Raw genomic sequence first — 22,916 nt, 5'->3', positions numbered from 1 at the left:
CTGGACTGGGAAAACGCCATGCAACTGGCGCTGTTGATCAGGCCAGTTTGGCGGCAGATTTTCGTGCGAGACGAATTTCCGAGAGCGATGCATAACCGGCAAGGAAAGCTGCTTCACATCCATATCGCGCCCGCTGCCTTTTATGAAATGGAGGATCTGGCGGAGGCGTAGCTTGTTGCCGGCCGAGGCGGGCTCGAGCACCCGCAAGAGATAATCGACGATCTCTACCAGCCTTGTCCACGGCCGAATGATGGAATTATCCAGCGCATGGTGCGGCATGCACCATGCCGATGCCAGAAGATCTGGACGCTCGACAAGCACCTTTCTTCAAACATTTCCCGAACGACCCGCAGCGCAAAGCCTCCCGTGAGAAAAGAGCATCCCATGTCTTTCACGCCATTGATTGACCCCGAGATCAAGGCCCGCTACCCGGATTTTCATCTGATCAGCATTGTGGTGCGGAACGCTGAAATCGACGTGCCGGATGCACAGGCGTTGAACGACACGATTGCGGCGGCGGAACAGGCGGCGCTTCGCGATGACGCCCAAAGGGACGCGCATCTTGCGGCGTGGGCCGTTGCCTACGAGGCTTTCGGCACAAAGGCCAATCGAACGCCGTGCTCGGCCGCCGCGCTTCTCAAGCGGGTGCGGAAAGATGGCTCTCTCCCGCGGATATCCCCACTGGTTGATGCCTACAATGCCGTCAGCGTGCTGTACGGCGTTCCGATTGGCGGGGAGGATCTCGATCTCTACCAGGGGGTCCCGAGACTTTTAATTGCGAAGGGAGCGGAGCCATTCGACACGATCCAGCAAGGTGAAATGGTAACCGAGCATCCTGAACCGGGCGAAGTCATCTGGTGCGATGATGCCGGTGTCACGTGCCGCCGCTGGAACTGGCGGCAGGGGCGGCGCACCATGGTCACGGTCGATACCCGCGCCATGTGGCTCGTGCTGGAAGCCCTCGGCCCAATGTCAGCTAAACAGATGACGGCCACCGGAGAGCATCTGATGGGACTTATCCAAGCGTTGTGCCCGGGTGCGCGAATCGAAACAGCGCGAATCGACGAGTCCACTACATCTCGTGTTCCTTAGGGCATGGCCCCATCTTTCGGAGGAACACCCCACTCAGCCCTGTCCGGATCTGGCGCTCCTTGCTCGCTCCGCTGGCCTACACAGTTGATTGTGAACGACCCAGAACGGCTCTCGAAAACGAGCGTCGAACGAAATCAGATCACTGCTTGTTCTCCCTTAGCGTTGTTTGGCGTACTTTTATCGCGATGCATCCAGTGGGGATGGTCCAAATTGCGCAAGCTCGGTCGAGTGATCGCGGAGAAGCTTAATGTCGACTACATCGAAATTCATGGAGCGGTACGGACAACGGGTGCGAACCCGGGACGTCGTCCCGGTGTCGTCAGGCTCTCCCGTCCGACTGAGCCTCAGTTTTCTTCACGGCGCGAATACTCCTGAGGCCGCCCGGATTCTCGTTAAGAGACAGCTGCCGCTCAGGACGGCCCACGCGATACTCACGGAGATGGTCGATCACGGCAAGGCGTTCGTGACGGTTCCTTGCGTCGACGACCTATTGGCACTGAAGAATGCACTGTCGTCCGCAGGCGTGATCGCGAAGGTTCATGCGCCGCGGCCGATAAGTGTTCGCGAAGTCCGGGATCGCACGAAGCTCTCTCAGGAGGCATTCTCCGTGAGGTATGGCCTCGATCTGGCAACGCTTCGAAACTGGGAGCAAGGTCGCTCGAAACCGGATGCAGCGGCGAATACTCTCCTTTGGACCATCGCCCGGAATCCGGAAGCAGTCGAAGAATCGCTGGACATGGAGGACGGAGTGGCTGCCCCTTCGCCCTAAGGGGGCCGATCACTTCGGCGCGCGGCAATTCGGCCGCCAGCGCGATGGCCGGCCGCCGCGCGGTATCGACAGCGCGCAAGCCTCATGCGTCAGACGCCTTCCTTGGCATGTCGCACGCCAGATCCCAAACATGATTCCATCGCAACGAGCTGGTGACGGAAGCAGTGTCTGCACTTTGGAAACGAGCCATTTGCGTTCTCATGGACGTCGCGACTCGTCTCGTCCAGTAAAAGTCGCAATCATTGTCAATTGCGATGTTCCGCAGTCAGCTGGCCGTCTATTTTCCTAAGATCTGCGTTATAGGCCGGGGTGTTGTCGCCGTTTCGGCGGGTAAGATGGGATAGGCGACCTCGGGTGCCTTTCCGGTCAGCGAGTTGAGGAAGGCAACAAGCAGGTCGACTTCTTCGTCCGCCAGTACCACGCCAAGCTGGGTGGTTCCCATGATGGCAACGGCCTGTTTCAGATCCCAAACCTTGCCCGAATGAAAGTATGGCGCGGTGAGTGCAACGTTGCGCAGCGGCGCCACGCGGAAAACATAGGAATCGTCGGCTGCATTGGTGACCGCAAATCGGCCCTTGTCTTTTTCCGGCAGGACCTCGGCGCTGGGCTGTTCCACGAGGCCGAATGGGTAATAGGCTTGCCCACCAACGTTGATACCGCCATGGCAGGACGAGCAGCCTTTGTCCATGAAAAGCGCCAGGCCCTGTTTCTGTTCGGAAGTCATGGCGGCGTCATCGCCATTCAGGAAACTGTCGAAGGGGGCCGGCGTGACCAGTGTCGCCTCGAAGGCTTCGATTGCCTTGGCGAGGTTGTCGAAGGTGACCCGATCGGCTTCAGCCGGAAAAGCTGCATCGAACCACTCGACATACTGCGGCATGGACTTGAGCGTGGTGATGACTTGGCCCGGTGTATTGGCCATTTCGATCCCGGCTTGGACCGGTCCCTTCGCCTGAGCCTTCAGGTCTTCGGCACGACCATCCCAGAACTGGGCGATGTTGAAGACAGCGTTCAGTACAGTCGGCGCGTTGCGCTGTCCCTTCTGCCAACCATGGCCGATCGAGGTTTCGTGATTGTCGTCGCCGCCGGTGGCCAGGTTGTGGCACGAGTTGCACGACAAGACGCCTGACGCAGAGACGCGTGGATCGAAGAACAGTGCCTTGCCGAGAGCGATCTTTTCCGGGGTGATCGGGTTGTTGGCGACTGCCGGCGTGGTGGATGGCAAAGCCTTGAAAGTGGCCATTGCCGTTTCTCTGAGGTCTGCGGGGATCGAATCCGCAGCAAAGGCGGTGGCCGTCAGCAAGGGGACAGCCATCGTACTGAATAGGATTTTCATAAATGATCTCGCTGCGTCGTGCACGCAGCCACTCTGGGATATGCGGCTCATGAACGCCCTGCGCTAGATCAGTTGCGGGAGAGGACCGGGGGTCTGACACCTGTTTTTGCGGCAGAGCTTGGACCGTCCCGGAATTGAACGCTCTTCTCGATTGGATTTTGGGAGGCGGAGGATCGCTGCTCGGCAAGCGGCGGCGCCGGAGCCGTGCTCCGGTTCTCTCTGCGCCTTCAACTATGAAGAAATCGGGGCCACCGTGTCGGATTCGGTTTGGGGCCGGTTATCTGTTCCGCAGCAGGTCCTGCTCGACTTCCGCCTGCCTTCGCCAGATCGACCTTGGCCCAAATCGATCCGCGATAGTGTCTTGTAGCACCTTTGCGGGACGATCTTATTTCGACTGTAGAGGGCCGTTTGGGGTGAGCAAAATTACACGAATTTCAAAGGGCGCCCGAGTAGCTGTTTTGATTGGCTTGTGAGGCCTATAGCCTCCATCGAGCGAATATTGGCAGACGACGGAGCACAATTTTGGCTTCGTTTTATCAGCTTCAATGGGCCAACTGCTTGCTATAATTACAGGGCAATTTACCGTCATGAATTCGAGAGAACCAAGTCCCACGCAGTGATTTTCACACCGGAAGCGTTGCAGTCCTGTCGCGAGAAGCTGGTTTACAACAAGATGATTAACATCGCCATAGCGCGCAAAATATTGTTTGTTCGCTATAGTACGCTCCAGATGCCGGCGAAATCTCGATACAATAACCTCGTCGGCGTTCCCGCTCCGGCTTCAGATACGACTGCGACGCCTATACTTGCGCTGTTCCACTGCCCGACATGCAGGCAGCGAGCCATTGCATCGCGGACGTTGCATCTTGTAATATGGCGACCTGTTCCCCAAAGCGGAAAAAAGTCTTGCGCGCCGCAGGACTGGCAATCTCTTGCACGATGTGCGCTGCCCGCCTTACGAAAGTGGGCTGCTGAAAGTCCCTGAGCTCATTCGTTCCTCCCGACCTGCTGAACCGCTAGTTTGTTGAACAGGCGCCTCCTCTACACCCGCCACCATTGCGGAATGTGTTGTCACAGCGATAGCGGTTCAATAGCAAAGCAGCGGCGTGATGTCCTCGGTTTACCAGCGGGCCAAACCCTAATATCCTGCTGCGAGAGCGGCTCACCGGATGAATCTACATCGTTTCGACCATTGCGAATCAACGCTTGATAGTTCCTCCACGCGCCATCAGGAAGCGGCCACTGCTCTGCCACCGATTTCACAGCCAAAGAGAGGATGGCGAAACAGAAATAGCCCGCTTCGTTTCGAGATTACTGGTCATTTCGGCGCAAAGCTTACGGCCGAGACGCGCCTGAAAATGCGCAAGCACCGCGGCAGCTCGCCAACAACGGACGGATCAACGGTCACGACGGCGGGATACCGCGCCGTAGATCTTGCTGGACGAACATCGCAACAATCCTGTCGAGACCTTTGTTGCTTTCAGCGGCGACCGCCACTATGAAGCGACGCTTCGCCGACTGTGTTTCACGCCGCCTGGAGAGTTTCATGACAGAAGAAGCCGAAAAAAACATCGACACCCTCATCGAGCTCACGGCCGATGTCGTCTCAGCCTATGTCTCCAACAATCCGATCCCGGTGGGGGATCTCCCTGCCCTCATCGGCCAAGTGCACGCGGCTCTGAAAGGGACGGCCCGAGGTGTCTCTACAGAAGAGCCGGTTGCCCTTACGCCTGCAGTCCCGATCAGGAAGTCGGTGACACCGGACTACCTCATCTCCCTTGAGGACGGGAAGAAATTCAAATCGCTAAAGCGCCATCTGTCGACCCACTATGGGCTGACGCCAGATGGATATCGGGCCAAATGGGGCCTGCCGGCGGATTATCCGATGGTCGCGCCGAACTACGCCGCGGCGCGCTCTTCATTGGCCAAGACGATGGGGCTCGGCCGCAAACCGAAAGCGCCGGAAGCGCCGGAGCCGGCGCCGACGAAGCGAACCCGCAAGAAGGTCGCGGCTTGATTTCGGCAATCGAGATTCGTTCTGGAGCGTTGCAGCCATCGGCTTAATCTGCTCGTCATATAAAAAGGCGGGGCCAACCCCGCCTTCCTTTCAAAAAACTTTGTTTCATGAGGAATTCGCGACGCCTGCAGCAATCTGCTGCCCTCAGTTTTGCTCGCTCCTATCGAGCGGCCGTGAGGACCTCCGGACCTACGCGCCCACTCTTGCCAGGACGCAGGAGAAATTTCAACCAGCTTTGCTGAGGCTGCCAGCGGAGGATTTGCCGGTGCGGCGATCCTGCTCGATCTCATAGTTGATCTTCTGGCCGTCAGCGAGGGTCGAGAGGCCCGCGCGTTCGACAGCGGAAATGTGGACGAAAACATCCGGACCGCCATTGTCGGGCTGGATAAATCCAAACCCCTTGGTGCTGTTGAACCACTTTACCGTTCCAGTCGGCATATACGTGTTCCTCCTTAACAATTGCAACGTGGGCAGGCCATCAGGCCTGCCCGACTCATAGCCGAGACTTGGGCGCAGCAAAAAGCGAAAAATTGTTAAACCCCGATCAGCTGGCGCACTCCATTTTGGCCGAAGTCGCCAGCAAGCACTGTCCTACACTACCGCTCGAGCATGGCCGGAAGCGCCCGATCCTTCCAACGCTCCTCAGCCCCACGTCTACGGCTGGTGCTTGGAGGCACGGGACGTAAGGCCGACCGCTGCTCGTGCCGCCAGGTCAAAGGCCGGGTAGTTCACGGAGCTACCTTCGTGCATAACGGCTTGGAAAGCGCTTGCAGGAGTTTCGAATTGGATTGTTTCAAGAGGGTCGAGGGGTTGATCGATGCCACCAGCGTGGAAGCGATCGATAACGCGCGCGTTTTGCTGGACCAGTTCAAGGGCAAGTCAGAAACAATCGCCCAAGGCGATCGACGACTTCCTACTTGATTTCATGACCTTGCTGTTTGTGGTAGAAGCTACCCGCGAGCGGTTCCACAATCCGGCGAGGCGGTTGGCGCGCATCAGATTGAGCAGGATCAGGCTGCAACTCACCCGATGCTCTTGACCTTAGGGACCACGCCGCCAGGGATGCGTTTGCAGCCGCAAAGAAGGCAAAATCTGTTCGCCGGCAAACCGAGCACAGCCAGGCGGTATTTACGCAGATGAATTCGATCGCGACCGCCAAATTCTCCTGTTTGGTACCCAGCGACGACGGCAAGCGCAGACAGCTTCCGTGCTGCTGTCCTCCAGCGACAAACGTGCCTGCATGCCCCCATCCACGGCGAGCTCGACGGTTGTTTCTTACGTTTGACCAAGGTCCCGCGCAAACACTCCCCTTTCCCGCAGCAACTCATCAGGCTCAACGGCCTCGCGGCAGGCGCATTACGCCAGAAGCGCGCGACCGCATCGTTTTTTCCCGCCCGAGTCCTACGATCTTCGTTTTCCAGCGCCTAGCGGATATCGTCCAACTCGTCGATCTTTGATCAGATCCGTCTTCGCGCGCGAGCAGGCTCCGCGCTCGAGTTCGCTACGCTCCTCGCGCCTATGCCGTTCAGCATCGACCCGGTCTGGCTGTCGAGGACAGGGTTCCGCTGGGGCGACCAACATCTCCATTCTCACCGGCAGCGCAGCGGCCATTCGAAGCGCATCCTATACCCCTCCCCGGCAGCGCGCCCAATCGTGTTCCGAACGAAGAAGATATTCTCAGCCGCGCGAGTCGCGTTCGGCCCTGTCCGATGTCCGACAATGTCGGATGCGCAACATGGCAGAGCCCGATTTGCCCACTGCCTCGAACGGTTTTCTGATCTGGCACGGTGCATGCTTGGTCATCCGCAAGGCGTCGCGGACCAAGGAGAATCCGTCCCATGATCACCTCACCAAGAAATACCGCCGCAGGTCTCCTGGGTCCATCCAAAGATGAGGCTCGAGTAAGGCCTGGCCCCATGAAGGGCTTATTCATCTGGCTCGGCGCTGCCCGCCGATCCTCCCACGCGGGGAGACGGGGACGCGGCGCCTTCATCAAAATGAGGAACAAATCACTTTGCCTCGAACCTTGCCTTTCGACCAGCCACCACAACCGGAGCCATCGATCGTCCGCCTGGCTGCGCAACGCGTTCATTGCCACCGCGCTGGCCCTGGTGACGACCGCTCCGGCTCTGGCCGCCACCGCCGGCGGCGAGGTGACGGATTTCCTGCTCGACAACGGCATGGAAGTGGTGGTCATCCCCGATCACCGCGCGCCGATCGTCACTCATATGGTCTGGTACAAGATCGGCAGCGCCGACGAGCCACCCGGCAAATCAGGCCTTGCCCATTTCCTCAAGCATCTGATGTTCAAGGCGACGACCAACCACGCCGCCGGCGAGTTCGACCGAGCCGTCTCAGCCATCGGCGGCTATAATAACGCCTTCACCGCCTATGACTACACCACCTTCCTCGAGACGGTGGCGCCCTCGGCGTTGGGTGAGATGATGGGCTTCGAGGCCGATCGCATGTTCAACCTCATCCTCAACGAGGATGATATCAAGACCGAGCGCGACGTGATCCTGGAGGAGCGCCGTTGGCGCAGAGAGACGAACCCGCATGCTCTGCTGGACGAGCAGGTCAACGCGACGTTGCGGCAGAACCAGCCCTACCGCATTCCGGTCATCGGCTGGATGCAGGAGATGGAGAAGCTGAACGGCACCGACGCATTCACCATCTACAACAAATACTACCGACCGAACAACGCCGTGCTGGTGGTGGCCGGCGACGTAGAGCCTGAGACGGTGAAGGCGCTGGCCGAGACAACCTATGGCAAGGTTGTGCGCGGGCCGGACCTGCCCCCGCGCAACCGCCCGGTCGAGCCGGAGCAGAACACCAGGCGCACAGTGACGATGACCGATGCGCGCGTATCGGTGCCGAGCTTTTCCACTCAATGGGTGGTGCCGTCCTATCATACGGCAGAGCCCGGCGAGGCCGAGGCGCTCGACCTGCTGGCCGAGATCCTCGGCGGCGGTAACCGTAGCCGGCTATATCAGGAGCTTGTCGTCAAGCAAGGCATAGCCTCGGCGGCCGGCGCCTCCTTCCAGGGCACCATGCTAGACGACACCAATTTCATCATCTCCGGCTCGCCGCGCGGCGATGCAAAGCTCGTCGATCTCGAAGCGGCGGCCGTTGCCGAAGTCGCCCGGATCGCCAAGGATGGCGTCACCAGCGACGAGCTGGACAAGGCCAAAGACCGCTATATCCGCTCGGTGATTTTTGCGCACGACGAGCTGGACCACATCGCCAACATTTATGGCAAGACGCTCACCACCGGTGGCAGTGTGAAGGACGTGCTCGAGAGGCCGGACCGCGTCCGCAAGGTCACCACCGACGAGGTCAAGGCGGTCGCCGCGCGTTATCTGGTGCTCGACCATTCGACGACAGGCTATCTTTTGCCGCAGCAACAGGCGGGGAATTGATCATGAGCTCCATCCCCATGCAAATGCGCCGGCCGGTCTTCCCTCGGCGCGCCTTCGCCACCCTGTTCCTCTCCATCCTCTTTCTCATCTTGCGGGCGCTCGCCGGGTAAACGGGATCTGTCTAAAGCCGCGAGAAGCGGTTTTCGCGGGCCTTGCCAGGCATTTGCCGGTTCAGGCGTCATTATTGGGGTGCGCTCCTCCTCAGGCCAGCCTCTCTTCGAGTCGATCGAGTCGCCGATTCGTGGTCCGCAGATTTTAGGCGCAGGCCACCAGCATCCACTCCGCGCGGCTGGCGAAGCCGATGTCCGTTGTTCAATCGTTCGACTAGTAGAACCGCGAGGCATCTTCTAGCGTATTCAGGTATTCTCCCTTTCCAGTTGGGTACCGTGGTCTATCAGCTGTCTGGCCGAGGCCCTATAAGGAACCCGGACGTCGCGGAGTACACACCGCACCTGCTATATATACCTGCTGCGTTGAGGAGGAATCCGGTATTGCCCCTGTGCCTGCCGATGATCCGTCACCTGAGATCCCCTGACCTGTTTGGACCCATTGATCGCCTGCCGGCACTTGGCATGCGGACTAGCGAGCGGACATTCGAGGTCCTCAACCCGTCGACTGGCGAAGTGCTGGCAGAACTACCCGACATGGGTGTCGAGGAGACATGCGCTGCGATCGACAAGGCCTATGTCGCTCAGCCTGGATGGGCAGGGTTGACCGCACGTGAGCGCAGCGACGTTCTATGGCGATGGCATCAGTTGATCATCGACCACGCCGACGATCTCGCCGAGATTCTCACCGCGGAGATGGGCAAGCCGCTTGCAGAAGCCAAGTCGGAGATATCGCATGCTGCGGCGTATCTGCAATGGTACGCCGAGGAGGCCAATCGCGTCTATGGCGAGACGATCTCCGCACCATCGATGGACCGCCGAATGCTGGTAATCAAGCAGCCCATCGGAGTTGTTGGCACGATAACGCCATGGAATTTCCCGGCCTCGATGGTGGCGCGCAAAATCTCGCCAGCCTTGGCGGCGGGCTGCACGATCGTCCTCAAGCCCGCTGAACAGACGCCGCTCGTGGCGGGAGCAATGTTCGCCCTCGCCCATCAGGCTGGCTTTCCCGAAGGCGTCGTCAACCTGATCTATGCGTCCGAAGGTGACGCGGTCGGCCGCGAACTTTGTACCAATCCCAAGGTCCGCAAGATCAGCTTCACCGGGTCGACTGAGATCGGGCGCCTGCTCATGCGCCAGTGCTCGGACCAGATCAAAAAAGTCAGCCTTGAGCTCGGCGGCAATGCACCTTTCATCGTCTTCGATGATGCCGATATCGATGCCGCGGTTGACGGTGCGATCCAGGCGAAGTTCCGCAATGCCGGCCAGACCTGCGTTTCGGCGAACCGCCTTTACGTCCAGTCGGGCGTTCACGACGAGTTCGTCGAGAAATTCGTGCAACGGGCTCGCCAACTTCAAGTTGGTGATGGTTTCGCTCCCGGAGTGGACATCGGACCGCTCATCGACAAGCACGCATTGGCCAAGATCGAATCCCATATTGCCGATGCCGTCGCCAAAGGCGGCGCAATTCGCTGCGGGGGCAAACGCATCGGCACGAATGGCACGTTTTTCCAACCGACAGTCCTGACCGGTGTCTCCAGCGAGATGACCGTCGCGCAAGAAGAGACATTCGGGCCGCTAGCCCCGATTATTCGCTTCAAAGATGCGGATCAGGTCGTGCGTGAGGCCAACGACACGATCTACGGCCTCGCGGCCTACTTTTATGCCTCCAACCTGAAGCGTGTCTGGCGTGTGGCCGAGGCCTTGGAATATGGAATGGTCGGGGTAAATACCGGCCGGATGTCTTCAGAAGCGGCGCCGTTCGGTGGGATAAAACAGTCCGGCATCGGGCGGGAGGGATCCCGCCATGGCCTCGAGGACTACCTCGAAATGAAATATCTCTGCATGGGCGGCATCTGAATTTTCGGCTTGCAGGGTTCACAGCCGGGTAACCTAGCGAGCGATCTCCAAATATGTGAATTGTAGGATCGCTCCTCGATTGGGAACTGAGGGGCGGCTCCGTACCCGAGCAAACACGCAATCCTGAAGGAGCACCCGGGCTGGACTTATCTCTCGACGAGACAAGCGTCTGCTTTGTCGGCGAAGACGGCGTGCATGTGACGGAGGATACGCTTGCGAGGGATTTGCCGGCCCTCGCCGACTATCTTCAGGCGACGGGCTGTCGTTGCGCGGGTCTGGTTGGAAGCTTGTTCACCATCGCGATCGTGAACGCTGGCTGTGCGCAATATCCGGTTTCTGGGGCAGAATTTTGAACCTGCTACCTTCCGATTGTCAGTAGCTCAGTTGTTCTTCGGCCGACTGCCGCGCCGGTACAGGCTCGGCCAGAATCGAAGATACCATCAGGCAGGCATTCGCATTCGACATTCCGGTGATCGGCGCACGATCCAGGGCGCGCCATGTTGACCAAGCGCCTCGAACCGCATGACAGTCTTGACCGGCTGGAGGACGGAAATCCCGCGATGCCGAAGAGGTTGGTCAGCGCAGTCGAGCCCACACGGCATTTGCGGCACGAAACAGCAAGGGCTGGGAAGCGATCGGCCGAGCGGTCCTCGAAGGCGCGGGCCAGGGTGTCGACGATGCGTCGGTTCAGGTCCGCCAATCTGGTCTCTACCGTCTGATAGCGGCTTCGGTCGCCAGTGACAGCGAGTAAAGATATTTGGCATCATCGGCTTTGATTGCCGCGCAGATCTGGTCGAGATTGGGATAGCTCACTGGTGCACCTTTGGGCTCATAGTGCTTCCTCCTCATCGAGATGAGGATTGTCGGATTTGGCGTAGAACACCAACACGGGTCCGAGATCAAAGCGCGTCCCGGGCGCAAGGCGCTGGACGGACCGGGGCCATGTTTCGGTTGAGACGCCATCGATGCCTCGCGCCAGCGTTCTGGCGAATCGGGGCATCAGCGGAGCGAGTGTCGGTGCCAGGATCGCAGCGGCCGTCGTCTGAAGGGCTAGCGAAGTCCGATTGCGGGCGGGATAGAAACGTCGCGCCGCTGCATAGTCTTGCGCCCGACGGTAGATCACGCAATCGCGCACGAAATCGCAGACCTGAGCGGCCGCGCGCCGGACCGAGAAGCCTTCGTCCGAATAGGCGCGCTCCATCGCCGCGCGATAGATCTCTATCCGAGCAAAGAAGGCGCGGTCGACCGGGCTCCAGTCGCCTGCATCGGGTACACGGCCGGCAAAATCCTGCTTGATTTCCTGGTTCAACGCATCAAGCCAGTTCAGCCAAATCCCTTGGAACACCTCGTTCTCGGTGCGGCGCAGCGCGTCCAGCGTGAAATTCGTCCGCTCACCTTCCGGGCGTGTCAGGCCCAAATGGAGGCGCACGACGTCGACTGTCTTTGGGCTAAGAACCTCCTTGCCCCACACCGCATGGCGGCAGCTGGTTGAGAACTTCTTGCCGTCGAGCAGGTAGAACTCGTTGACGTGATAGTGGATGCGTGGCGTCCAGTGGGAGAAGACCTCGGCGTAAAGAGCGGGATAGAGTAGCGCGTGGTAGAAGGAATTGTCGAAGCCGAAGAAATGGACAATCTGCCAGTCGTTGCCGGGCATGGCCGCCTTCCAGTCGCAGCCCAGCGAGCGGCCGAGCGCCTGGATGTGATAAAGAAAACCGAATGCCATCTCCGGCCACACCCAGATCACTTGCCCCGGGAACCCTTTGGCCGGCAGGCCCCAGTCCGAGGGGTGAATAATGGGCACTGAAAAGTTGCCGCGTCGGCGTAGGCGCGCGAAGAGATCCAAGATCCGTAGCGGGACGCCCGACGCCCTTAGATGCCGGTCGATATTGTCGTAGCATCGGTCCAAGGCAAGTTCCGGGCGGCGGACGGAGCCGACCAGCGGCGCCTCGGCAGACTGCCGTGACCGGGCTGCACCCAAGTCGTGGCAAAGGTTTGGGGCGCCGCATTCCTCGCAGATGTTGCCACCGGCGGAGCCGCCGCAATCGGGGCAGAGGCCGCTAACATCCGGCTCGTAAAGATAGTGGCCTGTCACAGCATCGAAAAGTGCAGGGCTCTGGCGCAGATCTACCGCCGTGCTGCTCAGAAGACTACGGAAACACGCGGCTTGAAATTCGCAATAAGCGGCATCACCCATCGTGTGTAGGAAGCTGTGGATCTCGCAGTCAAAAAGTGCAAGCGTGGCGCGAATCTCGTCCGCGTAGTGGCGCGCTACCTCTGCGGGCGTCGATTGATCGGCGTCGGCACGAGTGGCGACGTAACTCTGGTAATCGTCGCTTCCTGTCAGGTGGTAGGCCTCGACCCCTTTCATGCGCAGGAAACGCGTGTAGACATCAGCGCCAAAATAAGGGCCAGAAAGATGCCCTAAATGCAGATCGCCATTAGGCGTCGGCGGCGTGGAGAAGACGAAGATCGGCCCGCGTGGAGCCGTGGTCTTTGCAGCGGCATCAAGGGCGGCCTCGCCGTCTCGCCAGTAGACATCGACGAAATCTAGGTCTTCGTTTCCGTCGTTGCGCAGCACATGCGCTTCAAAAGGGTGGAACAGAACGACATCGCCCGCCTCGACCGAGATTTCCCCACGGTCGGTCGTGACCTTGCCCGCGCCAGACAGGACCACGAAGGCCTCGATTTCGTCGTGCCGATGGGGCTCGGATGTAACGCCCGGTGCCAGCCTACCGAACGAAAAACCCGTGCCGACGCTTCCCGTTCCAAACGTGGCCATGTCGATACCGAACGCCCGCGACAGCTCCGTTCGAGAAAACGTGTATTTGCGCATGACAACGAACCTAAGCTGTTGAAGCCGTGGGATCTTCGGCTGCCAACGCAACAGCCTCTTGTGCAAGTTGCGCAGAGAAGCGGCAGCCCAACCCGTTGGCGGCCTCGGCCAGAATAATGCGGCTCTGGGCCGCCAGGCGGGCGACGAGGGGGGCGCCAGTCGGGCTGTAGGCGTCATAGAGGACCGCCCTGCGACCACCTCCACAATCCACGTGCCGAAGCGTCGTAACGGGCTGCGGTCGATGCTCCGCGAGCCCGCAAATCAGAACGCCATACTCTCCGCGCATTTTTGAGCGGTCGATCAGTTTCGTGTGGCATGCCTCCGCCTGGCTGCGTGAGCTCAATCGCGATAGAAAATGCCATTTGGGGGCTTGAGTTTGTCGAGATCGGCCACTTTGCCCTCGGGCGGGTTAAGGGCACGCTTAAGCACGTTATATTCAGCGCGGGTCGGTCCACCGGTTGAAGCACGCTGGAATACCAAGTAGAGTGTCCGCCGCGAACGATTGCTTTTGTTCGGTCGTGAGTAGTGCGGTGCGTAATCGTCGAAGATGAAGATGTCGCCAGCCTTCCATACTACGGGTTCCCACGAGAACATTTCGGCGACTTGAGGATCGATCACCCCACCGGCATCCATGGGAAACACCCCCTTTTTGTGGTTGCCGGGGCTGAAGAAAAGCCCGCCGTTTTCCGGGTCGGAGTCGTCGATGCCTATGGCAACCACCGCATGGACCATCCGGTCGGGGAGTTTGTGTGGAATGTGATAAATGTCCTGATGCGGGAGATAGCCGCCGCTGTCGGGGTAGTGGAAAATCAGCAACTCCTTGAGCCTGCGCGAATCTTCGCCAAGCAAATCCTCGACCGCTGACTTTATGCGCTGATCTTCTAAGAGCAAACGACGCAATGGATCATGGAAGTCGAGAAAATTCTCGATCTTGGAGATGATCTTTCGATTGTCCGTCGTCTTCTCGAACCACATGAGCCATTTATCATCGCTGACATCCCAGCGTGACATATCTTCGACAAAACTAGAGATATCTTCCTGAGCCGCTGGAGCGAAGAACCTTTCGAGCCTGACGTATCCGTCTTTCTGCCACTTTTCTCTTTGTGCATCAGTCAACATGCGAAAAGCCTCCTGTTGGAAAGACTGGTTGGTCGGACATCCCGATTAGGGCAGTCGGGCGCTGGTCAAGTTGCGGGTCCACGGATACGGACTCACGTCATGTGGGAGGGCGATGCTAAGTGCGTTCCGCTCCGGCGGATATTGTCCGCAGAAGCTCGGCGCGAGACTGCCTATGTCAGGCTCAGCCGGGTCCAGGGGTTCCGTAAACTGGGCCGGATCAATCGCTTCACCCGGTCCAGCCACGACACGCATCGCTAAAGGCCGGCACCATCCGCTGACCGCCGACCCAGCCATGGCCGCCAAGACCACGGCGCTCTTTCGAGTGAGCGACCTGGTACGGTCTTGACAACCGTAGGGGAAATGCACGCCCCCAGAATAATGCGATGCGCCGCTTGGTCCAAGGGCTTGTTCGGTCACGATGATTTCGGAGAAGCCTCCGGCCTTCGCCGCAGCGGAGGCGGACATCATTCCTAGGATGCCACCGCCGATGATCAAAAGTCTACGAGTCATATCCCGCTGCCCATTTCTTCGGCTGCGGAGGCGGGCCAGCTCTCGATCGAGGTATGGCTGATGAAGCCAGGATGCTCGGGGTTCGCGCATGGCGCGCGCCCAAGAAGGCTATCGAGGATGCGGCGCGCGCGCCAGGCCAGCAGGCTTAGGTTCGGATCGGCCAGGCCGCGCTGCCCGAGGCTCGCGTTTTGTACGAAGATGCGTCTGTCACGCGGTCCGTCCCAGCTCACCGAAAAATCTTCGCGAATAGCTAATTCATTGTCGATCTGCTCCAGCCGGTGTGCGATGGGTTCCAAGAAGTCTGGCACCGCGTTCTCGTAGCCGGTGGCCAGGATGACGATGTCAGCCGTGACTTCTTCGACTTCGTCCATGCTGTGCTGCAGGGTCAGCCTGTGACCCGCGCCGGCGTTGATGCAGTGCGAGACGGTGCAGCCTGGCCGCAGTGTGATGTCGCATCGGTTTAGCTCGAAAAATGCGTGGCGGTATAGCGCCTGATAGATCGCGCGCAACGTGCTTTCCGAAATGCCGTCCGAGGCAAGCACGAAACGCCGCAGGAGCAGCTTGCGCTGCGACTCGCTCATCGCCGCGAAACGATCCGAAAAGCAGGGCATGAACAACTCGTTTGTGAACGGGCTGTTGTCGAGAGGCAGGTAGTTCTCACGCTGCGAGACCCAAGTGATCGAGGCAGGCCGCCGTTCTTTCGGCAGGCCGACAAGGTGCAACATCACCTCGGCTCCCGACTGGCCTCCGCCAACCACGCAGACATGCTTTCTCCGCACCTCGGGATGGATGTGCAGTAAAACAGATGAGTGGAACAGGTTGCGTCCAGTCCAGCCCTGAAACTGAGGCGGAATTTGCGCCTGCTTGCCAATGCCGACCACGACGTTTCTGGCGCCGAGAACCGCCTTATCCGTCCGCACCCGAAACTCGCCGTCAAAGCGGATTTCGTGCACGGTCTCGCCGCCACGGACAAGTGGGTTCCTGTGGAAGGCCCAGTTCAGGTACTGCTCAAACTCAGCTCTGAACACAGCCTCGAACTGTGCGTTCAGGAAGTGGTACAGACGTCCGTTCTCGTACAGGTAGTTTACGAAAGTGTAGGCTGATCGCGGATTCACCAGCGTGACCAGATCCTTGAAGTGGCTCACCTGGAGCTCTGAGAAATCAAAAGCGATGCCTGGATGCCAACGGAAGGCGACTTGCCGATCCAGGAACAGCGCCCCTTGCCCAATTTGCTCGTGTATCTGACACGCAAGACTCAAATTAGACGGCCCAGCACCGACTCCAATGCAAGATAGCTCCACTTGCTTTGCTCCTTTAGGTTTTTTCCCACTCGGCGGGTTGTTCGCGGCGAATATCGGCCACAGCGATTGGGCTCCCCCTCGCGGGCGTTTTCGAGCCCCGGTGCCGACCGGATTTGCGAGAATTGTCCTGCGCGTTCGGGTTGTCGAATGTAGACCCGAGCATTCCAGAGCGGTGACAATCGACGGGTCATGCCGGCGACGTGGGTTGGGGGCATCAACGTATATCCTTTCCGCCCGCCTCGATGACCGCGTCGCCATTACGCGAGACGCTTTCCAGGCCATTAGGTGTTTGAAGCCGGCCGAGTCGCCCGTCTCGACCATGACGCGCCGGCCTTTGGGCGGCTTGATGGCATGCGAGAGCGCGGTTTTCACTGCGGCGACGGCATTTTCGGTGCGCATGATCATGGAGGACCTCTCGCTGATGCGTTCGCAGAATCCCATGCATGTGCCGTGCCAGAGAAGGAATGTCTTACTAAATAATGGGTTGGCGGATTTGCGATCCGGTCGGAAATCCGACATTGAGGGGGACGCCTCACGTCGGCGCCCGATTTGCACGTCGATGTCGCCTTTTAGCTAATCGGGCACCTTCTGCACCAGAATACTTCTCTTATGGAGACCAGCACGAAGTCTTCATGAACGGACAGTGCAGAACCTGGTGTCTCTGCCGGCCAGATCGCGATATGCCTTCTCCCATCGAGGTCGGCAGTTTCAAGAGCTGCCAGATTCTTCGCCCTATCGTGCCGTTGCACCGGCTCGATCCCGACATCGTCGGAGGCCGCGACCATGAAGAGTGACGCAATCTCATGTCCGCCGCGACGCCTCTCTCATGGGGAAGCAATTCTCTATGTTGGTGTCGGATCGATGCTCTTGATGAAATGGTTGCGGATGGGCGCATGCCCAGACCTGAGCGCTCAATTGATTGCGCGATCTGGGACCTTCACCAACTGGATTGTCGAACCTCTGTAAAGATAGCCGGAAGAGAATTGCGTTATGACCACTCTGCCGGTTCCAAAAGCACGTGCGCCATTCGGTCCCTGCGACTCAATCCAGGCGGAGGGATAAGGCCGCAAAGCAGTCTTTTGCCCGCCGACCGGTGGGCCAGGATGTAGCCATCGTAAACACAGTTATTCGATGATCGCCGCCGCGGGTCCTCAGGCTGTGCCGCGCCCGACACCGGCGACGTAGCGGTCGTCGATCGCCCCGTCGCCGATGTCGGTCCGAAGCTCGGCCAGTTTCGCGGTGAGCTTCACTGCTTATTCCGCAGTGCCCACCGAGCTGGCACAGGAGGTTCTATCAGGCGGTCACGGCTGCATTCGTTGTCGGGTCTTCGACAAAGTCGGACATGAGACACACCGCAATCAGAGCCATGTCATTGTTGTGAAATGATTTTCTCGTTTGGCACGACACGTGCGAGGCTATCTGCAAACGCGCTGCGGCAAGGACTGAGGAGAAATCATGCCATGATCAAGCTCGCCGAACATGCGGTCGCAGCCGCGAAAACTGGGCCTTTCCGAGCCGACAGGACGTTGCGGCTGTTTCCAGTCGACATCATTCTTCACGTTATCCGAACATGACCGTATTCGATTTCCGGCCAACGCTGAATGCTCCCGACGATGATCCCTATCTGTGGCTCGAAGATGTAGAGGGCGAACGGGCACTTGACTGGGCCGCCAGCCAGTCGGCCAGAACCCTGGGGCACTTCGGTGTAACGCAGTTCGATCGCGACCGCGACGCGCTGACAGCGATGTTCGACCGTCCTGACAAGATTCCCTTGATCACCCGCCGCGGCCCGTACCTCTACAATTTCTGGCAAGATGCCGGAAATCCGCGCGGACTGTGGCGCCGGACCACCCTTGCCGCCTACATGAAGAAGGATCCCCATTGGGAGCTACTGCTCGATCTGGGCGCCCTCGCCGCTAGCGACGGAGAGGACTGGATCTGGCGCGGCGCATCCCTTGAGCCGGAGAGACGGGAAAGAGCCGTTCTGGGCCTGTCGCGCGGCGGCAGCGAGGCGGTCGTGCATCGCGAATTCGATCTGGAGTCTCTTAGCTTCGTCGCCGACGGTTTCAACCTCGCCGAGGCCAAGGGCGGGGTTAATTGGCTCAACCCTGACACGCTTCTGCTTTCCAGTGCGTTTGGTGATGGCATGGCCACCCGCTCCGGCTACGCGCGCACCGTGCGGCTGTGGAAGCGTGGCGCGGATCCGCTCACCGCGCCGGTAATCTTCGAGACCGGTTCCGAATCCCTCGGCGTGTCCGGCCGTCTGGACCGCACCGCCGAGAGCGAGCGCCTCTGGTTCATCGAGCAGTCGACCTTCTTTGAGAAGATCGGCCGAATCGGTGACAGGAGCGGGCCGAAGATGCGGATCGACCTTCCTCCGGACGCTTCATGGAGCGGCTTCGGCGACTGGCTGGCGGAAAAGCCGCGCAAGCCATGGGCAGTGGGAGGGATGACCCATGCCGCGGACGCGCTGATCGGCATCTCGCTTTCCTCCTTCATCGCCGGCGAGCGCAGTTTTGCCATCCTCTTTGAACCAGGCGACAGGCGCTCCCTGCAGTCATTCTTCTGGAATAACGGGAAGCGCATTATCTCCTACCTCGTCAACCTCGATCCGCGTTTCGAGATGTTCACCCCCGACCGCCAGGAATGGACGCGCCCAGCGCTGGACACCGTGCCCGCCGAAGGGACTGTTCACCTTCGGTCGCTCAATGCGGAACGTCACGAGACCAATGGAGAGGTCCTCATTTCGGCTCAGGACCCGATCACGCCGCGGAAGCTTCTCCTATTAGACCTCAATGCCGCGCCGCCTCTCGGCGCTCCAGTAATCCTTAAGCGCAACTCGGAGAATTTCGACGCATCCGGGCTGGTGGTCACGCGCCACGAGGCAGTCTCGACCGGTCGTGAGATGATCCCCTATACGCAGGTCGGTCCGGCGAACGGGAACGGGGATGCCCCGGTTCACCTCACCGCCTACGGCGGGTGCGGCAAATCGGTCATGCCCCACTACAACTCCTCGCTCGGCAAGCTGTGCCTCGAACGGGGCGGCGGCGAGTTCGGCACCCGTTGGCACGAGGCGGGGCGCAGGGCGGGCAAGCGTCTCGCCCATGACGATTTCGCCGCAGTTGCCGCCGACCTCGTGCGAAGGGGCATTACGCTGCCGAGGCGGATTGCCGCCGAGGGTGGCTCAAATGGCGACCTTCTGATCGCCAATATGCTTACCCGCTATCCAGAGCGTTGCGGCGCGCTGTTCTGCACAATGCCGCTTGTCGACATGCGCCGCTACACCAAGCTTTTGGCGGGCGCGAGCTGGATTGACGAATATGGCGATCCCGACAAGCCGGAGGAATGGATTTTCCTAAAGGAAATCTCCGCCTATCACGCCGCAACGCCGGGACAGCCCTATCCGCCGGTCCTGCTCGCCACCACGAAGCGGGACTACCGCGTCCACCCGGGCCACGCGCGTAAGATGGCCGCAAAGCTGCAGGCTCTTGGCTATTCCGCTTACTTCTATGAGCCCGGCGCGGGCGGGCACGGCTACGGCAAGAACAATCGGGAGCGGGCCGCATTCATTGCCTTGGGCACCAATTTCCCTCGCAGTGCGATCGGCTGGCAAGCTGATGGCGTTCGATAGGTGGGCGGGACCCAGACAAAGAGCAACGTTTCAATCAGTGAGTACAGGTCGATGATTGCGAGCACGGCGCAAATAATGTGTGCGCGGTCCCACGCAAACTGCGCTGAGCGCTCCGCCAATCTCATGCAATTCGAGCAAGACTTTTCGTTGTTCAGTGCATCATTTCTAAACAGCAAGGAGAAAATATCATGGCGAGAAACCAAATGCGCGCGGCACGGGGAGTAACAGCGGCCGTTGTCCTCATCGTGATGGGACAGCAGGCCGTCGCGGCGGACCTTGCGCAAGCGGCGAGCGTCCCGCAGGCAGGAGCCTCGGTCACGGAATGGCCAAGCCCTTGGCAAATCCGCCTGCGTGCGCTGGGAGTCATCACTGAGGATTCTGGCTACGTCAATGCGGTGCCCGGCTCAGGTCTTTCCTATTCGGACACGGTGACGCCGGAACTCGATATCTCGTATTTCTTCACGGACAACATCGCCGCCGAGCTTATCCTCGGCACCACCTATGCCAACATCGAGGGCCAGGGAACGATCGGCGGGCTGGGCAATATCGGCAAGGTTTGGCTGCTACCGCCCACGCTCACATTGCAGTATCATTTTACCAATTTCGGCGCCTTCAAGCCCTATATCGGCGCCGGCGTGAACTACACGATCTTCTATAACCAGGATGCCGGCAGCGCCGATGCTCTCAAGGTTAAGAACACGTTCGGCACCGCGCTCCAGGTCGGGTTCGACTACATGGTGGATCAGCACTGGGGCGTCAACTTCGACGTGAAGAAGCTTTTCCTGAAGCCAGACTTCGACGTCACGGTGGCCGGCGCGAAGCTCACAGGCAAGGCCGCGCTCGATCCCTGGTTGATAGGGGCAGGTGTCACCTACCGCTTCTGAAAACGAGCGCGAAGCGGCTTGCCGAGCTGGATCGAAGGGCGCCTCGTGCGCCCTTTTTGCCGTCGGCATTGTTAAATACCAGAAGTCTGTTCTCCCGGTGGCTGTCTCTCATTCCCGGCTCCTTTCCAGGGTCAGCAACCATGGGAGCCGGCGGGCTACACGACAACTACGGATTCGCGCTCGCAGCGCAACCGGGCACTCCGGCTTGCCTCTGGCGGAGGGGTTCGTGATTTCCTCGATGAGGCTGCGGCGGTCGCGGCGGCCGAGGCCGATGTCCGCGCCAAGCTACTGTGCCGGTTGTAAAGGCTTTCCCGAGGCGATCAACGCCGTCTTTCCCCAGACCGTCGTCCAAACCTGCATCGTGCACCTGATCCGTCATTCCCTGGAGTTCGTGTCGTGGAAGGACCGCATGCCGGCGCTGCGCGCGATCTACCGGGCCAAGGACGCCCAAGCCGGCATGAAGGCCGTTGAGGACTTCGAAGCCGGCTACTGGGGGCAGAAATATCCGGCGATAACGCAAAGCTGGCGGCGCAACTGGCTCCATGTCGTGCCGTTCTTCGCATTTCCCGAGGGCGTGCGCCGCATCATCTACACGACGGATGACATCGACAACCCTGATTTCGACTTTTTCGATTCCTGTTGCGTTTCTTTGTTCGGCTCAGGTGAGCCTGTTTCTTCGTCCCGGCCCACAGGATTTCCCATGCGAGCGTGTCGAGACGCAGTCAAGGCTGGCCGGTGCGATGGCGCCACGGCCGGCTGCGAGGCGTCGAGCACGGCGCCGTTCTGGAGCGGACCGAGGGCGTAGGTCGTGCCGCCAGATTTCCTTGTGCTATATTTGTCCGGCACGGACGACCACGTGGCAAAGAGTGGTGCGAGAGGATGAGAGTGCCGCCACGCAGCCGTTATAGTCGTTCCTCGTTTGTGGCGTCCGTGCGCCGCTTCGGCCCGCGTGACCGCCAATGCCGAACCATTAGCTCGTAGGCACGTTCGGCATTCTCGGCCGCGGCTTTCTCGCTGTTTCGCAACTCCTTCACGTTGTAGGCGTAAGCCGAACCGCGGCGACCGACACCGCGCTCGCCCGGCGCGCCGGCCTTGAGAGCGAGCCGCCCCTGCTTTGCCGCCACCAGCGCCGGGCGAGCCCAGAAGTAGTCCTGCTCCTTTGTCAGCAGATGCCAGATCAACACCGCGAGCTTACGGGCGACCGCCACGGCTGCGACCTGATGACCACGCTTGTTGCGGATGCGTAGGAAGAAGGCTCTGAGCGGTCCGGGCGCCTTCGCCGCCGCCCAGGCGGCCTCGACCAGCATGGCGCGGGCATGGGAACGCCCATGTTTGCTGATCCGGCCATATTGCGCCAAGCCAAGACCGGATTGGCGCACACGCGGTTGAGGCCGAAGTAGCTCACCAGCTTCTGCGGTTCGCCGAAGCGGTGGATATCGCCGACGGCGGCGATGATACCGCTCGCGACGATGGCATTGACGCCGGTGATCGTCTGAAGCCGCCGGACTTGCACATCATCAACCGCTTCCCGGGCGATGTCGCGATCGAGGTCGGCCGGATCCTCGGCCAGGCGGTCGATCTCGCGGATGTGGCGGGCGATGGCGGCCCGCTCGTGGTCGGGAAGCACCTGCCGCTCGAGCCAGGCGCGACCCCGACGGTTGAACAGATCGGCATGCGGGCACTTCGGCACGAGGTGCGCCTGCAGGATGCCATGCACCTCGTTCTTCACGCGCGTGCGATGCCGAACGACCTGGTTGCGCCGCGCGACGAGGCGGCGAAGCCGCTCGGTCCGCTCGTCAGGTACCCAGACCTCCAGCAGAAAGCCGCTGGCATGGAGCTGCGCCAGAACGCCGGCATCGATCTTGTCGGTCTTGATCCTGGCATGAGCGATCGCCTTCACCTGCCTCGGGTTGGCGACAATCACCCGGCCGACATAGAGCGACAGAACCCGCACCACCGCCATGGCGTTGCCCGTGGCCTCGACGACAACCTCATCCGTCCGTCGCAAACTGCGGCCGAACCCTTCCAGTCCCGAGCGGGT

14 protein-coding genes and 2 pseudogenes are annotated in these 22,916 nt (G+C 60.1%); 9 read left to right on the top strand and 7 right to left on the bottom strand.

Annotated features, from left to right (window positions below):
* The first annotated feature begins 18 nt into the window (after positions 1 to 18).
* From NKH93_RS25800 to NKH93_RS25790, 3 genes are all read left to right on the top strand, one after another.
* Positions 19 to 171, top strand: coding sequence for a hypothetical protein (locus tag NKH93_RS25800; RefSeq protein ID WP_352650871.1), 153 nt, complete (start codon positions 19 to 21; stop codon positions 169 to 171).
* Positions 172 to 384: 213 nt separating this feature from the next.
* On the top strand, positions 385 to 1,092 hold the full coding sequence (locus tag NKH93_RS25795; protein WP_352818152.1) for a B3/B4 domain-containing protein: 708 nt from the start codon (positions 385 to 387) through the stop codon (positions 1,090 to 1,092).
* A gap of 247 nt (positions 1,093 to 1,339) precedes the next feature.
* The gene (locus NKH93_RS25790) at positions 1,340 to 1,861 is read left to right on the top strand and encodes a helix-turn-helix domain-containing protein (RefSeq protein WP_352973200.1); all 522 of its coding nucleotides are present in this window, start codon (positions 1,340 to 1,342) and stop codon (positions 1,859 to 1,861) included.
* Between the two features lie 277 nt (positions 1,862 to 2,138).
* Here NKH93_RS25790 and NKH93_RS25785 read toward each other — a convergent pair whose 3' ends face one another.
* Positions 2,139 to 3,194, bottom strand: coding sequence for a cytochrome-c peroxidase (locus NKH93_RS25785; protein ID WP_352973357.1), 1,056 nt, complete (start codon positions 3,192 to 3,194; stop codon positions 2,139 to 2,141).
* Between the two features lie 1,546 nt (positions 3,195 to 4,740).
* On the opposite strand from NKH93_RS25785, the gene NKH93_RS25780 reads away from it, so the two are divergent.
* Positions 4,741 to 5,211: a Ros/MucR family transcriptional regulator gene (locus NKH93_RS25780; RefSeq protein WP_352615682.1), complete on the top strand. Its 471-nt coding sequence runs from the start codon at positions 4,741 to 4,743 to the stop codon at positions 5,209 to 5,211.
* 225 nt (positions 5,212 to 5,436) lie between these two features.
* On the opposite strand, the gene NKH93_RS25775 is transcribed toward NKH93_RS25780, so the two are convergent.
* The gene (locus NKH93_RS25775; RefSeq protein WP_023679670.1) at positions 5,437 to 5,649 is read right to left on the bottom strand and encodes a cold-shock protein; all 213 of its coding nucleotides are present in this window, start codon (positions 5,647 to 5,649) and stop codon (positions 5,437 to 5,439) included.
* A 1,559-nt stretch (positions 5,650 to 7,208) separates the two neighbouring features.
* Between NKH93_RS25775 and NKH93_RS25770 the strand changes: the two genes are divergently transcribed.
* Together NKH93_RS25770 and NKH93_RS25765 are read left to right on the top strand one after the other, a co-directional pair.
* Positions 7,209 to 8,630 carry a M16 family metallopeptidase gene (locus NKH93_RS25770; RefSeq protein ID WP_352973195.1) on the top strand — a complete coding sequence of 474 codons (1,422 nt, stop codon included), beginning with the start codon at positions 7,209 to 7,211 and terminating at the stop codon, positions 8,628 to 8,630.
* Positions 8,631 to 9,139: 509 nt separating this feature from the next.
* A complete protein-coding gene (locus NKH93_RS25765; protein WP_352973354.1) occupies positions 9,140 to 10,597 on the top strand; it encodes an NAD-dependent succinate-semialdehyde dehydrogenase in 1,458 nt (485 codons plus the stop codon).
* Positions 10,598 to 11,426: 829 nt separating this feature from the next.
* Here the strand turns inward: NKH93_RS25765 and NKH93_RS25760 are convergent.
* From NKH93_RS25760 to NKH93_RS25750, 3 genes are all read right to left on the bottom strand, one after another.
* Positions 11,427 to 13,430 carry a class I tRNA ligase family protein gene (locus NKH93_RS25760; protein WP_352973191.1) on the bottom strand — a complete coding sequence of 668 codons (2,004 nt, stop codon included), beginning with the start codon at positions 13,428 to 13,430 and terminating at the stop codon, positions 11,427 to 11,429.
* Between the two features lie 339 nt (positions 13,431 to 13,769).
* On the bottom strand, positions 13,770 to 14,549 hold the full coding sequence (locus tag NKH93_RS25755) for a phytanoyl-CoA dioxygenase family protein (RefSeq protein ID WP_352973188.1): 780 nt from the start codon (positions 14,547 to 14,549) through the stop codon (positions 13,770 to 13,772).
* A 506-nt stretch (positions 14,550 to 15,055) separates the two neighbouring features.
* Positions 15,056 to 16,765 carry a SidA/IucD/PvdA family monooxygenase gene (locus NKH93_RS25750; protein ID WP_352973186.1) on the bottom strand — a complete coding sequence of 570 codons (1,710 nt, stop codon included), beginning with the start codon at positions 16,763 to 16,765 and terminating at the stop codon, positions 15,056 to 15,058.
* A gap of 1,165 nt (positions 16,766 to 17,930) precedes the next feature.
* Between NKH93_RS25750 and NKH93_RS25745 the strand changes: the two genes are divergently transcribed.
* The 3 genes and pseudogenes from NKH93_RS25745 to NKH93_RS25735 all read left to right on the top strand — a co-directional run.
* Positions 17,931 to 19,991 (top strand): prolyl oligopeptidase family serine peptidase, encoded by a 2,061-nt coding sequence (locus NKH93_RS25745; RefSeq protein ID WP_352973183.1) that lies wholly within the window; start codon positions 17,931 to 17,933, stop codon positions 19,989 to 19,991.
* Positions 19,992 to 20,179: 188 nt separating this feature from the next.
* Positions 20,180 to 20,875 carry an OmpW/AlkL family protein gene (locus NKH93_RS25740; RefSeq protein ID WP_502896496.1) on the top strand — a complete coding sequence of 232 codons (696 nt, stop codon included), beginning with the start codon at positions 20,180 to 20,182 and terminating at the stop codon, positions 20,873 to 20,875.
* Between the two features lie 295 nt (positions 20,876 to 21,170).
* Positions 21,171 to 21,485 (top strand): annotated as a pseudogene (locus tag NKH93_RS25735) (transposase); the annotation flags it as partial.
* Positions 21,486 to 21,777: 292 nt separating this feature from the next.
* Here NKH93_RS25735 and NKH93_RS34360 read toward each other — a convergent pair.
* On the bottom strand, positions 21,778 to 22,083 hold the full coding sequence (locus tag NKH93_RS34360) for a hypothetical protein (RefSeq protein WP_502896498.1): 306 nt from the start codon (positions 22,081 to 22,083) through the stop codon (positions 21,778 to 21,780).
* 102 nt (positions 22,084 to 22,185) lie between these two features.
* Positions 22,186 to 22,838 (bottom strand): annotated as a pseudogene (locus NKH93_RS34355) (IS110 family RNA-guided transposase); the annotation flags it as partial.
* Positions 22,839 to 22,916: the final 78 nt, after the last annotated feature.

The sequence above is a fragment of the Mesorhizobium sp. M0954 genome (assembly GCF_040319155.1).
Taxonomy (GTDB): domain Bacteria; phylum Pseudomonadota; class Alphaproteobacteria; order Rhizobiales; family Rhizobiaceae; genus Mesorhizobium.
This window is presented reverse-complemented; position numbering and strand designations above follow the sequence as displayed.

Bases quoted from the DNA above. Each gene is read 5' to 3' on its own strand.
- NKH93_RS25790 (WP_352973200.1), top strand. From the start codon at position 1,340: ATGTCGACTACATCGAAATTCATGGAGCGGTACGGACAACGGGTGCGA.
- NKH93_RS25795 (WP_352818152.1), top strand. From the start codon at position 385: ATGTCTTTCACGCCATTGATTGACCCCGAGATCAAGGCCCGCTACCCG.
- NKH93_RS25785 (WP_352973357.1), bottom strand. From the start codon at position 3,194: ATGAAAATCCTATTCAGTACGATGGCTGTCCCCTTGCTGACGGCCACC.
- NKH93_RS25755 (WP_352973188.1), bottom strand. From the start codon at position 14,549: ATGTTGACTGATGCACAAAGAGAAAAGTGGCAGAAAGACGGATACGTC.
- NKH93_RS25745 (WP_352973183.1), top strand. From the start codon at position 17,931: ATGACCGTATTCGATTTCCGGCCAACGCTGAATGCTCCCGACGATGAT.
- NKH93_RS25760 (WP_352973191.1), bottom strand. From the start codon at position 13,430: ATGCGCAAATACACGTTTTCTCGAACGGAGCTGTCGCGGGCGTTCGGT.
- NKH93_RS25800 (WP_352650871.1), top strand. From the start codon at position 19: ATGCAACTGGCGCTGTTGATCAGGCCAGTTTGGCGGCAGATTTTCGTG.
- NKH93_RS25770 (WP_352973195.1), top strand. From the start codon at position 7,209: ATGAGGAACAAATCACTTTGCCTCGAACCTTGCCTTTCGACCAGCCAC.
- NKH93_RS25765 (WP_352973354.1), top strand. From the start codon at position 9,140: ATGATCCGTCACCTGAGATCCCCTGACCTGTTTGGACCCATTGATCGC.
- NKH93_RS25740 (WP_502896496.1), top strand. From the start codon at position 20,180: ATGGCGAGAAACCAAATGCGCGCGGCACGGGGAGTAACAGCGGCCGTT.
- NKH93_RS25775 (WP_023679670.1), bottom strand. From the start codon at position 5,649: ATGCCGACTGGAACGGTAAAGTGGTTCAACAGCACCAAGGGGTTTGGA.
- NKH93_RS25750 (WP_352973186.1), bottom strand. From the start codon at position 16,765: ATGATCATGCGCACCGAAAATGCCGTCGCCGCAGTGAAAACCGCGCTC.
- NKH93_RS25780 (WP_352615682.1), top strand. From the start codon at position 4,741: ATGACAGAAGAAGCCGAAAAAAACATCGACACCCTCATCGAGCTCACG.